General features: G+C 43.9%; 17 protein-coding genes and 1 pseudogene. 5 read left to right on the top strand and 13 right to left on the bottom strand.

Annotated features, from left to right (window positions below; all coding sequences use genetic code 11):
- Nucleotides 1-5 precede the first annotated feature (5 nt).
- The 5 genes from BEP19_RS04075 to BEP19_RS04055 all read right to left on the bottom strand — a co-directional run bounded on the left by BEP19_RS04075 (nt 6) and on the right by BEP19_RS04055 (nt 4,428).
- Nucleotides 6-1,043 carry a TolB-like translocation protein gene (locus BEP19_RS04075; RefSeq protein WP_120188546.1) on the bottom strand — a complete coding sequence of 346 codons (1,038 nt, stop codon included), beginning with the start codon at nt 1,041-1,043 and terminating at the stop codon, nt 6-8.
- A 97-nt stretch (nt 1,044-1,140) separates the two neighbouring features.
- Nucleotides 1,141-1,563, bottom strand: coding sequence for a universal stress protein (locus BEP19_RS04070; protein WP_120188545.1), 423 nt, complete (start codon nt 1,561-1,563; stop codon nt 1,141-1,143).
- Between the two features lie 79 nt (nt 1,564-1,642).
- Complete coding sequence (locus BEP19_RS04065) at nt 1,643-2,512, bottom strand: PfkB family carbohydrate kinase (RefSeq protein ID WP_170145249.1); 870 nt, start codon at nt 2,510-2,512, stop codon at nt 1,643-1,645.
- A gap of 219 nt (nt 2,513-2,731) precedes the next feature.
- Complete coding sequence (locus BEP19_RS04060) at nt 2,732-4,072, bottom strand: MATE family efflux transporter (protein ID WP_120188543.1); 1,341 nt, start codon at nt 4,070-4,072, stop codon at nt 2,732-2,734.
- A gap of 107 nt (nt 4,073-4,179) precedes the next feature.
- Nucleotides 4,180-4,428: a hypothetical protein gene (locus BEP19_RS04055; RefSeq protein WP_120188542.1), complete on the bottom strand. Its 249-nt coding sequence runs from the start codon at nt 4,426-4,428 to the stop codon at nt 4,180-4,182.
- Between the two features lie 296 nt (nt 4,429-4,724).
- On the opposite strand from BEP19_RS04055, the gene BEP19_RS04050 reads away from it, so the two are divergent.
- Nucleotides 4,725-5,471 (top strand): SurA N-terminal domain-containing protein, encoded by a 747-nt coding sequence (locus tag BEP19_RS04050; protein WP_245983309.1) that lies wholly within the window; start codon nt 4,725-4,727, stop codon nt 5,469-5,471.
- Between the two features lie 156 nt (nt 5,472-5,627).
- Here the strand turns inward: BEP19_RS04050 and uvsE are convergent, their stop codons facing one another.
- Nucleotides 5,628-6,596 carry a UV DNA damage repair endonuclease UvsE gene (gene uvsE / locus BEP19_RS04045; RefSeq protein ID WP_120188541.1) on the bottom strand — a complete coding sequence of 323 codons (969 nt, stop codon included), beginning with the start codon at nt 6,594-6,596 and terminating at the stop codon, nt 5,628-5,630.
- A 99-nt stretch (nt 6,597-6,695) separates the two neighbouring features.
- Entirely contained in the window at nt 6,696-6,965 is a 270-nt protein-coding gene (locus BEP19_RS04040; protein WP_120188540.1) for an ABC transporter substrate binding protein, read from the bottom strand.
- Nucleotides 6,966-7,330: 365 nt separating this feature from the next.
- Here BEP19_RS04040 and BEP19_RS04035 point away from each other — a divergent pair, with 365 nt between their 5' ends.
- Complete coding sequence (locus tag BEP19_RS04035) at nt 7,331-7,531, top strand: YwbE family protein (protein WP_120188539.1); 201 nt, start codon at nt 7,331-7,333, stop codon at nt 7,529-7,531.
- Between the two features lie 65 nt (nt 7,532-7,596).
- Here the strand turns inward: BEP19_RS04035 and BEP19_RS18265 are convergent, their stop codons facing one another.
- From BEP19_RS18265 to BEP19_RS04025, 3 genes and pseudogenes are all read right to left on the bottom strand, one after another.
- Nucleotides 7,597-7,809 (bottom strand): hypothetical protein, encoded by a 213-nt coding sequence (locus BEP19_RS18265; RefSeq protein ID WP_425452710.1) that lies wholly within the window; start codon nt 7,807-7,809, stop codon nt 7,597-7,599.
- Nucleotides 7,805-7,990, bottom strand: a pseudogene (locus BEP19_RS18260) (alcohol dehydrogenase catalytic domain-containing protein); the annotation flags it as partial. The pseudogene BEP19_RS18260 and the gene BEP19_RS18265, both read right to left, overlap by 5 nt.
- Before the next feature lie 58 nt (nt 7,991-8,048).
- A complete protein-coding gene (locus BEP19_RS04025) occupies nt 8,049-8,498 on the bottom strand; it encodes a DUF3908 family protein (RefSeq protein ID WP_120188538.1) in 450 nt (149 codons plus the stop codon).
- Nucleotides 8,499-8,676: 178 nt separating this feature from the next.
- On the opposite strand from BEP19_RS04025, the gene BEP19_RS04020 reads away from it, so the two are divergent.
- Nucleotides 8,677-9,063: a nuclear transport factor 2 family protein gene (locus tag BEP19_RS04020; RefSeq protein WP_120188537.1), complete on the top strand. Its 387-nt coding sequence runs from the start codon at nt 8,677-8,679 to the stop codon at nt 9,061-9,063.
- A gap of 205 nt (nt 9,064-9,268) precedes the next feature.
- On the opposite strand, the gene BEP19_RS04015 is transcribed toward BEP19_RS04020, so the two are convergent.
- A complete protein-coding gene (locus BEP19_RS04015; protein WP_120188536.1) occupies nt 9,269-10,432 on the bottom strand; it encodes an MFS transporter in 1,164 nt (387 codons plus the stop codon).
- Nucleotides 10,433-10,647: 215 nt separating this feature from the next.
- On the opposite strand from BEP19_RS04015, the gene BEP19_RS04010 reads away from it, so the two are divergent.
- On the top strand, nt 10,648-11,466 hold the full coding sequence (locus BEP19_RS04010; RefSeq protein WP_120188535.1) for a stalk domain-containing protein: 819 nt from the start codon (nt 10,648-10,650) through the stop codon (nt 11,464-11,466).
- 178 nt (nt 11,467-11,644) lie between these two features.
- Here the strand turns inward: BEP19_RS04010 and BEP19_RS04005 are convergent, their stop codons facing one another.
- Nucleotides 11,645-12,673, bottom strand: coding sequence for a PTS sugar transporter subunit IIC (locus BEP19_RS04005; protein WP_120188534.1), 1,029 nt, complete (start codon nt 12,671-12,673; stop codon nt 11,645-11,647).
- A gap of 375 nt (nt 12,674-13,048) precedes the next feature.
- Here BEP19_RS04005 and BEP19_RS04000 point away from each other — a divergent pair, with 375 nt between their 5' ends.
- Nucleotides 13,049-13,378, top strand: coding sequence for a DUF4282 domain-containing protein (locus BEP19_RS04000; protein ID WP_281269265.1), 330 nt, complete (start codon nt 13,049-13,051; stop codon nt 13,376-13,378).
- A gap of 203 nt (nt 13,379-13,581) precedes the next feature.
- Here the strand turns inward: BEP19_RS04000 and BEP19_RS03995 are convergent, their stop codons facing one another.
- Complete coding sequence (locus tag BEP19_RS03995; protein ID WP_245983306.1) at nt 13,582-15,186, bottom strand: FMN-binding glutamate synthase family protein; 1,605 nt, start codon at nt 15,184-15,186, stop codon at nt 13,582-13,584.
- Nucleotides 15,187-15,419 lie beyond the last annotated feature (233 nt).

The following is a 15,419-nucleotide window of genomic DNA, read 5'->3' as shown; positions in this document are numbered from 1 at the left end:
CCCTCTCATTGACTCAACAGTTCCACTTCCCTCAAACCACTTCCGTCCCCATTCATTCGATAGAGATGGTAATCTGAAACTTCTTCTGGAAAACGTCTATCCAGCATGAAGTAAATTTGCTGATCGGGACCAACAAGCGGGTTCGTCGCGAACGCTTTTAGTACGGTAAGCTGCTGTTCCTCGTTCGTGTTCCGATTATACCTATATAATTCGTACTGATATGTTGCCCCTGCGTCCGGATTACTGATCGATTGAAAGATAATCTCATCTTCCCCAGAAACCACATCAAAAGTATAAATATCCACTAGGCGATCGGGATCACTCACAACACGATAATCGCTTGGTTGATCCAACGGAAATTGAAAAATACGATATTTCACATCAAAGATCTCTTCCGCTGTTTCCGCAACATCCCCCATTTGAACAAAGACGGATTGGGCATCTTCGGCGACCACGAGGGAATCCATCGAATACTGTTTGAGGTTTGTATGCTGAATCTGGCGATCTTGCCCAAAATTGTATTCATACACATCATAGTCATGCGGTCGCTTACTCGCGATCGGTGAGTAATTTTGAAAAACATCAGCCTGTAAAAAAAATAAGGAGTTGCCGTTAGGTGAGCACTCTATTTCGGTGATCGCAGCTGAAGCGGAAAACAAAAGGCGATCTCGCTTTGTTTCCAGGTCAATTTGATGTACAGAACTATGTAGTTTTGCTTCCAAATCTTGATTGATCGAGATATAAAATAAGGTGGAGCCATCTGCTGAAAACGTCGGGTCTAAGAGCGCTTTGTCACTTTCTAACTCTAGCAATTTGAGCCCCGTCGATTGCTTGGCGTCCGTCACGTAAAGACCATGCTTTCCATCTAAACCCTCAAAGACGTAGGCAATCATTCCTTCCGAGGATACATCATAATGCCCCGTTAACCCCTCATAACTTTTCGGACTTCCTCCTTTGCCCAACGTTAAACCGTTCATCAACAAGAGCGCGACAATCATCAACACCACAAATGCGCCGATCCAAAACAGCCGTCCTTTTTTCATTAGAATCTCCTCCTAAGGACAGTGTAATCGTTCGGTCGAATCAGAAATAGTACTCACTTTTCATGGTACCCGCCAACTACATAACAGAATCTCGAATTTAAGGAACAATTGTGACCGGACAGGGCGACTCGTGGACGACGCCATAGCTGACACTACCTAGAAACCTGCCGACAACAGGACCCATGCCACGAGATCCCATGACAATGCAACGAACTTGTTCTTGTTCAGCCTCCTGACAAATTTCAACCTTTGGAATGCCGATTCGAATTTTACTCGTAAAAGGAAGCTCAGATCCCGTTGCTACCTTTATCGCTTCTTCCAAGTCTTCTTCGCCGAGTTGTTGTTGAAATTCCTCTATCTCTTGTTTGCTGAAAAACCGTTTGACATTGATCGTATTTAGATTAAGTTGAACATTAAGGAGAATAAGCTCGTCCCCGAAAGCTCGAGCTAGATCCAGCGCATATTCAAGCGCTCGAATTGCGTGTTGAGAACCATCTATTGGTACTATGATTTTGGACATCTCGTATTCACCATCTTTTCATTTTTTAGTATTCCTCCTACATTATACTAAAAAGGGTTTCCATAGTGTTTATATTTCGCTAGATATGATTCGCTATTTTATAGACACCCTCGCGGGGTCCAATAAATTTAACGCTTTCTGAAGCAACAATCGTTGCTTTTTCCAAAGCGTCGACGAACGATAATCCTTCATTAAAACGATAGAAGCAATAGGCGCCGCTCAACACATCCCCAGCGGCTAACGTATCGACAGCTGTTACCATTGGTGGCATAATCACACCTTGCTCCAAGTGGGACTGATCAAACCAACATGTTGCCTTTTCACCATCCGTCGTTGCAATCTTATTTATTTTTAGCTTTTGTAATAACGGAACAAGTTCACCTGCTGGCGGCCTGCAATGGACGGAGGCGATCACCTCATTCGCTAAAGGAAGACAGTCCGTAAAATGCGGCTTCCAGGAACCTAGATCTAGCACAATTTTATTATTAAGCTGGCTCGCTTGCTTTAGGCATTCAATAGTCACCTCGGGCAAATTGCAATCTGAAAAACAAAAGCTCGCCCCAGTAATCCAATCCGTATAGCCTTGTTGTTCAGGGACAAAAAATTGCTGTTGCCCGCTCCAAATCGTCCGCGTGGCCTTTTCCGTATGGACGAGCACACTCGAAATACTCGGCAAAACGTTCGAGCCTACCGCTAAATCGATCACTTCCACTTGATACACTTCTGATAATTCAATCTTAATCGCATCGGCAATCGGCGAATCCCCGAGACAGGTAACAAGCGTTGCTCGCCCTCCTAATATCGCATACGTAATCGCTGCATTCCCAGCGGGACCACCAATAAACGTTTGATAATTGTTCGTTTTGCTTTTTTGATTCTCCTCCGGAAAATCATTCTGGTAGTACGTAATATCAAAACCAGCTAAACCGACAAACACGCCCTGCGCCATTGGAATGATCTCCTTTTTTAGTTTTAATTTAAACTTAATATACTCACTCATACGCAAGGCATATGAGTCTTTTGAATTGCAATGGATAGTATCATATAATTGCGTGGACATGTTTCGGGGGCTTCTCAACGTGGATTACTGCCTTCGCTTTAATTCCGCCTCATGTTCAACCGAACGAGCGGCAAGAGTTCAACCACGAACCGAATCAACCAATTAGAATTAGGCGCTCTTATTAAATAATTCCTTCGTTCTCCACTTTCCAAAACGATAGTAGCCATAGGCAAACAAGCTACTGATCACAAAGCTGATCCCCATCCCAATTCCGATCCCTTTTCCCCCCAACCGTTTGGAGAAAAATAAAATGAGTGGGTATCGAAGTATCCAAAAGGAGATAATGTTGAGGACAAGCACTTGAAACATCGCTCCTGATGCGCGAACAACACCGTTCCACACAAAGTTAAACCCTAAAAACGGATAGAAGAAGGCCATGATTTTCAAGTATTGGCTTCCAAATTGGACCGCTCCCGCTTCCGTCGTAAACATCTGAATCCCTTGTTGCGCAAAAATAAATAAGAGGGTAGCGATACAAAGCATTGAAACGAGATTGAGTAAAGTGGCATACATCGTAATCTGCTTCACCCGTTCCCACTTTTTCACCGCAATGTTTTGTCCCGCCATACTATTGACAGCCGTTCCTAGCGCCTGCGCAGGTAGCATTAACAAGCTATCCAATCGTTGGGCAGCCCCGAACCCCGCCACGACTTCACCTCCAAAACTCGTGATCACACTCATAATCGCCGCTAATCCTGCCGAAATGACGGTCATTTGTAACCCGGACGGAAGCCCTTGCTTCAAGATTAAGCTCACTTCGGCTTTCTGTGGGATTGAAGGAAGTGTAAATGGAATCATGTTTCGACGCAAACTGATGATCAATCCATAAATAAAAGCAGTCCCTTGCGAGGTGACCGTCGCATAGGCGGCCCCTTCGATCCCCCAGTTGAATACGTGAATGAATAAAGGGTCCAAAATCGTGTTCAAAACTACCGCAATTATTACAAAGCGGATCGGTGTTTTGCTGTTGCCGAGCGCTCGAAAGACGGTGCTAATAAAGTTATAGCCAAATAGAAATATAATCCCTAAAAAGTTGATTTTCAAATAACTCGACGCTTGGGTTAGCATGGACTGCGGCGTACCAAGCAATCCAAGAATCTGTGTTGAAAAAACAAAGCCTAATACACCTAACGCAATCGCCATAGTCGTTAAGATGACCGTAAACGCGTTGACATAACTTTTGAGTTGCTTGTCATCTTCTTTTCCGATCAGTTGAGACAAAATTGTTAACGTCGCATTGTTAACGCCAAGGATAAAAGATAACACGGTAAAAATGACCGTGCTTGAAACCGCCACAGCGCCAAGCGCCTCTGCCCCTAACAAATTTCCTACCCACAAGCTATCGATAAATTGGTAAGAGACTTGCAGAAGATTCGTAAGAAGGATCGGCCCTGAAAAGACGAGCAGTTGACTCCAAATATTCCCGTTCGTAAAGTCTTGTCGCCTCATGTATAACGGCTTCCTTTCGTTGTTTTGCGCACTCTATCTATATTATAGGGCCAATACAAACAGACCAACAATACTGACAAGCCAAACAAAATCACTAACAGAACATGTTAATCATCATCTGAACCCGCATAAGTGAGATCGACAATGCGATCGAGCGGAATGCCTCTCATAAATCGCTCTGCTTCATTATAAAAATTGAGTTTCCCTTCTGTCGCGTCAAACCCCCGATAAATCCCAACGAAAGTGTCCGTCATCTTCCCTCTCGTAAAACTAACTTCAACCGCCTTTTCTTGTCCTTGTGACACACTTAAAATCTCATTCATTTCTGCCATTTTTATTTCTGTAAATTCCGACATATTAATCCCCCTTCGATCTTCATATTTTTATCCGCCAACCAACAGGAACACCTGTTCCTATTTTATCAGATATTCCTTCATGTGGCAAGAGGTCTAAGCCATTGTCTCCTTGTCAAAGTCGTTCATCCTCACGATTGATCCGTCCTACTTCACGGCGTAGTTGGTTGAGAGCATCAATGAATAGTAAAACGGAATTTTCAAAAGGTTTCGCCCTTTAAAAAGTTTAGCAGATCATTTTCACATTGTCGCTCAATATGTTAGAATGACGGCGAGTTGGAAAAAAAGGAGGAAACGTTTTGAGAAAACCATGGATGCTAATGCTATCCTTCATTTTAACGATGATGGCCCTTACCGCTTGTGGAGGTGGGCAAAAAGCAGAAGAAAGTTCCGCGGGAGGGGCAGATGGTCAGCAAGAATTCAATTTCGAAATGCCTGAAGCGAACTTAGAAGGAATTCCGGACATTGTGGCCAAAATAAATGACGTAGAAATCACGAAAGCAGAATTTGAAACGACGTATCAACAACAATTTCAACAAGCAGCATTGCAATCCCAAATGCTTGGGCAAGAACTCGATCAAGAACAATTGAAAAAACAAGTGGCTGAAGGAATGGTTGGTCAGCAACTGCTCACTCAAGAGGCAAACAAACGTAATTCAGACGTATCCGAAGAAAGCATCAACGCCACATTGGACGAGTTGGCTACACAAAGCGGTGTTGAGAATCGAAAAGAGCTATTGAAAGCCTTCAACGAGCAAGGATTAGATGAAGCCCGCGTCCGCTCGCTTGTTAAAACGCAAGTGAAAATCGATCAACTTGTTGCGGAAGAGGCAGGAGACATCGAACCAACGGAAGCAGAACTAGAAGAAGCATATGAAATGATAAAGACTCAACAACAACAACTTGGCGGCGAACAGGAGCTGCCTTCATTTGAGGAAATTAAAGCTGAGCTGGTTGAACAAGTCAAGTATCAAAAAGAAGCCGAAGCGACCCAGACACTCGTTGAGAAACTACACGAAACAGCAGATGTCACCATCTTTTTATAAGAGCGCTTAACTAGAACGCGCAACGCAGACAAAATCCCCACCAGCGTGGGGATTTTTTATAATTTTACATTTCTCAGACAAAATCGGGCGCTCAACTGATCTCAGGCGCTCACGACGAAACAAAAGACCGCCCACCTTCGTCACGACCTTGCCCTTTTACACAAGACGAAACGAAGCGCCATCAATTATTTCGACATCGTCACGCCCTCGTGTTTCTTCCATTAATCGGAATAATGCTGCATCCTTCTTTTTAGCTTCTATCATACAATCAATCTGTGGAACTGAACCTTTGATCTCTTTTAAAAATTGAAAGAACAACTCTACGTCCACAAAGTCAGCGTGACTGCGAAACGCTTGCGCGCTCTTCGGACTGGAAATGTGCATTTTGATCGGATGCGGAGAATCGCGCCACGTTTTCGTCACCCGCTCCCAATGCTGCGTCCAATTTGGATCACGATGATGGGCTAAGTGATGATGGTAATCAAACACCAAAGGGATGCTCAATTTTTCACACAAATAAAGCGTGTCTTCAAGCGTAAATGACTTATCGTCATTTTCTAAAATGATCAAACGTTGAATTTCTTCTGGGACCTCTCGAACCCAATGCTCGGCAAAACGTTCGAGCGATGCTTCTGTCGCCTTATAGTTGCCGCCAACATGCAACACGCAACGGTGCGTCGGATCCAATCCCATCGCCTGCAACAATTCAAGATGGATCGCCAGCGTTTGCAGTGACTGTTGTAAAACTTCTTCCTTTTTCGCATTTAAAATGACAAAATGATCGGGATGGAAGTCAACACGCATCCGTTTTTCTACTATAAAATCGCCAATCTCACGCAAATTCTCTTTAAGCGGTGACAAGTAGTCCCACCCCGCGACAGCCTCATGACTCGCAAGCGGAATCAAACGTGAAGTCATGCGGTAAAAATAAATTTCAGATGCTGCGGCATGCCTAAGTATTCGCAATGTATTTTGCAAATTAGACAGCGAAATACGCTCTAATTTACGAATGGCGGCGGGACGATCCACAATTTTTTGAAATTGGGCAAATGTCATTGTTTGCGAAGGGGACGCGTTTTTCAACTCGAGACTCATCGCGACAAAGCCAAGCCGTACAATTGTCATGTTTGCCTCCTGAACGAATCGTAATAACCACATTTTCCCCCTCGCTGATTTTCTTTATCCGCCCGCTATCGACGAACCCTCCCGTTATCACGTTTATCCTTATTCTACAATTTCATCCGCTCTATCCAGCAACACTTGCGGAATCGTCACGCCAAACCGCTCAGCGGCCTGCATGTTGATCGTTAGCTTTAATTCCTTTTGTGTCTCAATCGGCATGTTTTGCGGTTGAGCCTCCTGATTTAAAATTTTTAGCGCCATCGCGCCCGTTTGTTTGCCAAGTTCATAGTAATCGATACCGTACGTGATGAGGGCTCTATTTTTTACCAGTTCCACTTCGCCTACAACGACGGGAAGTTGGGCCGCTCCCACACGCCGTCAAAGAAAAAGCTAACATGACACCGAACAATCCCATTAGCCACTTTTCACCCTTTTTATTCATGATATTTCCCCTCCCAATTTGTCACGCCCTTTTGCGCATAAAAGCGTTAATAAGCTTTACCTACAAAGTATCAAAACGTTTGTTTTTATACAATTGTTCCCGCCATTTTTCCGGTAAAATGAGACAATTAAGTTCGTTTAAACGTCAAATTATGAAAGTTGTATGAATTATCTTGGGATAAAGACCGACGTAAGAGGATGGAAAGATCTCTATGCATCGAAAATGCCTTTAAGCGCCGATTCCCACTGTGGTATGATGGTGCTAATTAAAATTTACGGTGTAAAGGAGCAGAAAAATGCAAGGAACAAAACGCGGACAAATAAAAAAGGGGACGAAAGTGAAAGTTGTGCAAAAGCAAGATCAGCGTTCGGGGAAATTAACAGATGGAATCGTTGCGCGGATCTTGACCAACTCAGCAACCCACCCCCATGGAATAAAGGTAATGCTTGAAGATGGCGTCGTTGGAAGAGTGAAGGAAATTATGAATGAAGGGTAGCTAGCGACAGCTCCACTTCCTATTTAGACTTTTAAGGCCTCGAATCCGAGGCCGACAGCGTCAAACTATGGTTTGAGGACAACTTTAATGCAATTATCTTCTTTATTTTGAAAAATTCGATAGCCAAGCGCGGATTCTTCTAGTGGCATCGTGTGTGTAATGATTTTTGTCGGATCGAGATCACCGTTTTTAATCTCTTCATATAAATAAGGCATGTAATGGCGAGCGGGAACATATTGTACAGGCCGCCATAAATTCCGGTGATCTGCAAAGTCCATCGGGGTAATCGCCATATTTTTCAGAAAAACCAAAAGAGCCGCCGGAATCATAGCGCGGATTCGAGTTATCGCATTGACTTTCCAAATCTTGTTCACAGTAGACGCAGACGCTACAAGCGACTGTGAACGGAATGACGACGCGATCCCCTTTTTTCACTTTTGTTACGTCAGGCCCTACTTCTTACTTAGGAATCTCGTGATTTTAATCACGAGTAGTTCAAACGAGGTCAGGTAAATGCTCATTCGATGCCTGCTCGTATAATTCTATAAATATGTTCGATTTTCTCCATAAATGGGTCTGACCAATGCATATTGGTATCTTCGTAGCTGTGCAATTTAATTGGATTACCGAACCCAAAGCCAAGAGAGAGTTGGCGATATTTGTTCCCTCTATCACTCATCTCAAGCTCAATTGATACGATCGCCTTATATTTTATCGTTTCAAAACGTAGTTTCGTTCGACTATCTTTCGATTCAATGGAAACAACTGTGAAATTGTTTTTGTGAAATAACAAAAGCTTGAGCATTTCCTCTGTGTAAATCCCTTGCGGGTATAGTTGCAGCAAGCCCTCTTCCAATCCCAATGTTTTGATTTGATTAATCGCTGTTTCAATGCTGTTTCGTTCATACCCTTTTGGAATATCTGTCAGATGAATATTTTCATAAATTGTGTCCAAATTGAAAATCATGGTCGTTCCCCTTTCTTTTGCATGTGAACTACTCAATTATCTTATCATTTTTTGGCGGATCGTCCTTTACTTTAATACTCCGTTGAATTAAAGTAATCAAGTCGAAATAATAGAGGGGCGTTAAACAAAGGATACAAACGAGATCCCAAAATAGGCATTTTAAAAGGAGTGGCTGGATGTGCTTACCGAACAAAAGATGAAAGCAGCTTTACAACAATATTTAGATGGGTTTAACCAACAGGATGCGGACGCGATCATTACCCTTTTTGCAGACAATGCGAGGATTGAAGATCCCGTTGGCAGTGAGCAAATCGTCCAAGGAAAAGAAGCAATTACTACCTTCTACAAAGGCGCTGTCAAGGTTGTCGAAAGATTGGAGTTAGATACACCGATTCGAAGTTCGTACAGTAACTACGCGGCGATGGCCTTCACCATTCATATGGTCATCGATGGACAAAAGCGGGTCACGCGAGCGATTGATGTGATGACATTTGACAACACTGGGAAAATTATTGACATGAAAGCTTACCACGGACCGAGCGACAGCGCCCAACCGCAGCTTTAACTTCCTTTATGAAAATGGCTCTAGCAACGATCGACAATGAGCGTTTTCTAGAGCCACTTCTTTTCCTTTTTCTTGACGTTAACACCTCAATTACCAATTCTGTAACGGCGCATTCGACCACTGCAAGGCACGCGCAGGAATCTTCTCCGATGCAGTGGCGCTTTTGACCCTTAGAGCCACGACACGCCGCCCCCCTTCCAGCTTTTCAAACAAGCGACTCCCGTTTCAAGGCGAGTAAACTGAGCGTCCAAATCACAATACTATTGACAATGAGAACAGCTGAACCTACGACAAAAGAGGTATCCGCGCTCAAATCAAATACACCCGTTACGAACGAACCGACAACAACTCCTAAAGAAAAGAGAGCATAAAAGACAGCAAACGCTTTTCCCCTGTTCTCCGCGCTGGTATGTTGAACGATCAAAGCGTTGATCGAAGGGAAAATAAACGCGAAACCCGTTCCATAAAGCATCATGATGCCATACATGACCGTTTGACCCGTTACCATGCTTAACAAAAATAAAGCCGCCCCAATGATCACCATCCCAACGGTCATCGTATATTCGTGCGGGAAACGATCAAACAAGCGATTGGTCGGCAAAATGAAAATAAAGATTGCAGTAATCCCAAATACGCCGAACAGCATGCCGCTTAATGCGCTGCCATAATTCAATGCTTCGACCTTCAATGGCAACATATACGCTAACACGCCTTGGGCAAACATTAAAGAAAATGAACCAATATAAGCGTACAGCAACGGCAATACTTTTAATAAGCCTACAAAAGAAGTCGTGTTTTGCTGACCCGCCTGTTTAACTTCAGTCAGCTGGGCAGGCGTATGCGGGAGCAACCAACGAGTAACACCTGCAGTTACGATCATTAAGGAACCGATCACGATAAAGACCCACTCGATCCCAAATTTACTCGTTACTATTCCTCCAAAAGCAGGACCAATCACGGCAGCAAGACCGACCGCCGCGCCGGATAAAGCCATCGTTTTCCCCCGTTTCGCGCCATCACCCCGATTCGCTAAAAATGTAAACGCCGCCGGCACGAGAATACCACCGCTTAATCCATGGAGAAAACGGGCAACCAATAACTGTGGAACAGTGTTCACAAACGCATAGGCGAACAACACCAATCCAGAAGCAACCAGTCCGAACAACAACACGCGCCGCGTTCCTTCCTTATCAATCCAAAATCCTGAGAATATATTTCCAACCATATTCGTCAACGAATACATACCCACAACGACTCCAATAAAAAAAGGAGTCGCGCCTAAACTTTGCGCAAATGGACTCATAATCGGTAATTGCGAAAATGTATCCACAAACGAAATCATGATGATGAGATAAATGAAGATTGTCATGCTCCTATTATACGATGTTAGGCCCAAATGATAAACGCGAAACTTTAAGACAAGTTGTTCCTAAACGATAAGGTAGGATCAAGGTGTGTTCGAGCCCAGTTTGGAGTTTGGAGGAAATCCTCACGTTAAGTCGAATAACTACCTTGAGATCAGTAACTTTCATTTACTTTAAATCGACTAATAAATGTAGATCTTTGAAAAGGAGACTGAGCGGCATGAAAAACAAGACGCGATTGCGCGTATTGCTTCCCATTTTTGGAGCGTGTGTGATTTTAGGGGGAACCGCCTTAGCGAAAAGTCCCGTTACGATATTCGTCAATGGGAGTCCACTGAATCAAGCGAATGAAGCGAAATTTGAAAATGGCAGAGTCGTTGCGCCTGTTCGCGCCGTAGCCGAAGCGATCGGAAGCCGCGTGGATTGGGACGCGAAAACACAGTCCGTCAACATCCAAACGGAAATAAGGAAAGATGAAGTTGAACAATGGATCCGACAACAAGGAAAAGAGAAAGATGATTATTATTTCGATGGGTTATCCGTGGAGGAAGTGAAGGATGATTTGAATCACGAATCCTTCGTCTTTGCAAAAATAGATGGCGCCGTTCATCTCGGAAATTTCTTCGTTTTTCACGAACAAGCCAACGATTCCTATCAACTGATCTATGAACAACCGTGGCGCGTTGAGTCCTGGGGGATAAAAAATTTCTCTGTAGATGGCGTTGAAATTCCGATGTATAAACTAACCACGCGCTCAGGCGGAACAGGGGTCGATGTTCGAGAGGCCCATCTCATGTTTATGAATGAACGAGGTCAGTGGATAGAGTCTTGGAGCGGAACACTCAAGGATCGATCCATTTTTCAAAACAAGCAACACCTCATCATGGGCGGTTACCAATTGAACGATGATCAGGGACAACTCTACTACTGGCAAACAGAAAAAACCATTTCCCTAGAAAACAACAAACAAATCGGCGAAGCCCGGACGACCACAAATGTGTATGAGTTCAAGCAAGGGCGATTTGTGGAGATGAATTAGCGATCGGGAGATTCATAATAAAAAGCGGTTGCTTTCATTTTAATGAGAGCAACCGCTTTTTTCATTCTAAACGTTCCATTCGAAAAATATGAGCAGCGGTCCTCCACTTTTCCGCGAGGCGAACGATCCACCGCGCTTAAGCTTGTCCTTTTACGCGCTTAAAAGCGAGCAGATTCCTCTATTCGTATTGAATCACCAAATCTTCATGCTTAACCCAGCCACGCTTTTTGAAATAGGCCATAATCACCCAGCTAATCAACGCGGGGGCAATAAAATGCAAGCCTAGAATCGCAATCAACACATCGCTCGTAAAACCCATCGTTTCAAACGTCATAATCTGTCCAACAAACCCACTCGTTCCCATCCCCGCCCCCGCCGCGTTATTCTCCAACTTCAGCCAGACGGTGCCAATCGGGGCCAACACCATTCCCGCAATCGTGGGTGGAACGATGATCAGCGGTTTTTTTAAGATGTTCGGCACTTGCAACATTGATGTTCCGAGGCCTTGCGCCAAAAATCCGCCGACCCCGTTTTCCCGATAACTTTGGACAGCGAAGCCGACCATCTGCGCGGAACAACCAATCGTCGCCGCCCCAGCCGCGAGCCCATCTAATGAAAGCATAAAAGCAATCGCCGCGCTCGATATCGGAGCCGTCAAGGCCCACCCCATTAACACCGCCACGATGATGCCCATCACAAACGGTCTTTGCTCCGTAGACCAATTGATGACGCCGCCAAACCAGGTCATGAACTGGTCGATTGGAATGCCAATTAGCTTCCCCGTAAAGAATCCGACGAAAATGGTTACAAACGGTGTGACTAAAATATCGACTCGCGTCAATCCGTAAACGAGTTTACCACACTCCGTCGCAAACAAAGCGGCCACGTAACTCCCAGACGGACCGCCAAGCTCCGCCCCATAAGCCCCCGCGAACAACGCCGAGAATAAAACAAGCGGCGGAGCCTTCAAGCCATAAGCGATCGCCACGCCAATCGCGCCGCCCATAATTTTCGTATCCATAGCGAATTTACCCATTTCAGTCAGGAATTCGCTGATCATTGGATTGGGAATTTGCTCGCCAATCGTTTTAATAATCAAACCAATAATTAAAGATGAAAAAAGTCCCAAAGCCATATAACTGAGCGCCGTAATAATGTACTCTCGCGGAGAAAGTAACACCCCTTGCTTTTTCAAAAATGTTCGCATCTTTTTTTCCCTTTACAAAGTATTTGTGAGTCATTTCACATAGGTGTCGTGACTTCTCAAGCGATTTCCTCAGGTTATCGCTTCTCGCCCCTTTTTCATATAAAAACTCACGTTCTATTATAGGAAACTTTCACAAAAGCGCAAGTCGGCTTAAAGCCAGGTTGAGCTCTGAACGCAAGATTGTTCGATTTGATCAACTTGTACTCACTTTAAATTCCCATTTTAAACCCATTATTTACAATCACTTGAACGGGCGCTATAATTAGACAAAATTAGACAAGGGTGCCTTGACCAGTAAAGGCATATTTAACTTTCTAAGTTACTAAAGTATAAAGTAGTGAAGATTCCAGACTTGTCTAGTTAGCTTTAAAATGTTTGTTCAGGAGGGAAAAGCAGAATGAACGAGATAAAACAGGAATTAGAAAATGTGAAAAAAAAAAAGGCATTCTCAATACATTTCTAAACTTTGATAAGATGATTACTCCAGCTATTATTAAGATTATTTTTTGGATTGGACTTGTCATTTGTGTTGTATTCTCATTAAGCTTGATCTTAGCGGGGCTAACCGCGTATGGTGGCGGCGTTCAAGTATTTATCGGTATTTTAACATTAATATTTTCTCCTATTATCGTAAGAGTACAGTGTGAGCTACTAATTATTGTTTTTAAAATTCACGAATCATTGGTAGAATTAAAAAATAAATAACGTTTAAATAGCGGCCGATCCGTTATTTCGAAAACCAAAACAGTCACCTTATGCTTAAGGTGACTGTTTCTTTTTTAATCCCCTGCTAATGACTAGACAGAGGTTTCTTGAATCCAAATAACTGCCCGGGTCGAGGACCGATCTTCCCTCTCATTCGCCGCGCAAATAAGGACACCAGAGCAAGTAGCGTAAGGCCCTCCCTTTTAGCGTTCAATCGGGGGATCCTGTTCTCTTTTAGCGGCCTGATTTAAAGTTCTCAAATTGACAACTTGATCATCGCTCGTTTTATAAACGATATGTTCTTGACTATATTGAGTTGGCGTATCCAGTCCCGTCGCCGCGGATAAAGCATACAGCCCCTGGCGTAAGGTGACCAAATAATTCAGTACCCTGTACTTTTTTTCTTCCACGACTAAAGCTTTTTGCAGGTTTGGATCTGTCGTCGCAACGCCGACCGGGCATTCACCCGTATGGCACTTTTCTGTTCCAATACAGCCAACCGTAATCATAAACGCGCGCGCAATATTAATAAGATCGGCGCCCATCCCAAGCGCAATCGCAATCCGGTCCGCGGAAAATAATTTGCCAGAGGCAATAATTTTAATTTTATCCCGCAGTCCGTAAGTGATCAACGTTCGGTCCACAATTTGTAATGCGGCTCGCAAAGGAAGCCCGACAGAGTCCGCCATTTCGCGGTAGGTTGCCCCCGTCCCTCCTTCTCCCCCATCAACCGTAATAAAATCGGGATATTTTGCGCGATCCAGCATCTGATTAGCCAGTTCCTCCATGTCGCTATGGTCCCCGATCACAATTTTAATGCCAACGGGTTTACCCGTGTGTTGTTTGATTTGATCCACAAAATCTAGCATCGACGGGATGTCGTGGAATTCCTTAAAGCGATTCGGACTATTGATCGTTTTCCACGGTTCAACACCGCGTGTTTGCGCAATCTTTGGCGTTACCTTTTTTCCGTCCAAATGGCCGCCGCGAATTTTGGCCCCTTGCCCTAATTTGAGTTCAAATGCTTTCACCTGCGGAATTAAACTTTGCTCTTTCAATTTTTCCCATGAAAAAGTACCGTCCAACTCGCGAACCCCGTTTAACCCGGGGCCAATTTGCATCATAATATCTACGCCACCGCTCAAATGATACTCAGACAGTCCGCCTTCTCCTGTGTTCATCCACGTTCCCCCCGCCATACCCAATCCTTGCGACAAGGCAGAGATCGCGTGATCTCCTAACGCTCCGTAACTCATCCCGCCCATCCCTATTTGCCCTTTTACGACAAAAGGGCGCTTACAGTTTGGACCGACCACGACAGCGTCCTCATCAGCAAGCAGCCATTTATCGATCGTATCTTCTGTCGGAATATCCGTGCGTGAAAATAAATAATCTTTTTCAATATACATTTTAGTCTGAATTTTCTCGGTGTTATCGACCCGCAATTCATTCATTTGTTTCGGAATCAACGTGTTCTTAATATAATAACCGGCTTGATCGAAATCTCGCTTTGATCCAAAGCCGATGACGGTTTTTAAATACTTCCCCGACTTTACTATCGTTTGAAAATCCAATCGGGTAAAAGGTTTGCCGTCATTATCCCCATCCATGATGTACTGCCTCAGCTCAGGGCCAATATGTTCTAAAAAATAGCGGGCCCGCGCCAATAATGGAAAGTTCTTAAGAATCGAGTGTTGTTCTTGTTTTCTGTCCAGGCGATAAACATACATTAAAAAAACGACAGGTGTAAGAAACATGACAAGTAAGATAGCCAAAACGATGATCGCAATTATTGTTAGTGTATTCAAATAAAAAAACTCCATTTCATTTGAATGATATGAATCACCACGAGGCTGCGCATGATTGATGGAGCTAGCACAAATAGAGACATAAGTTCGTGAAGGATTGAACATATCAATGTAGGAAAAAATCTGAGAGTAGATCAAACGAAGTTGATGAAGCGGGAGCATTTTCTTTCTATTTGCAAACGATTTCATTGACCAAGACGTTCTGAAGCGATTTTCGATCGTTTCAAACGGAA

Source organism: Ammoniphilus oxalaticus (assembly GCF_003609605.1).
GTDB lineage: Bacteria > Bacillota > Bacilli > Aneurinibacillales > RAOX-1 > Ammoniphilus > Ammoniphilus oxalaticus.
Note: the sequence above shows the minus strand (reverse complement) of the source record. Positions and strands in the feature narration are given on the sequence as shown.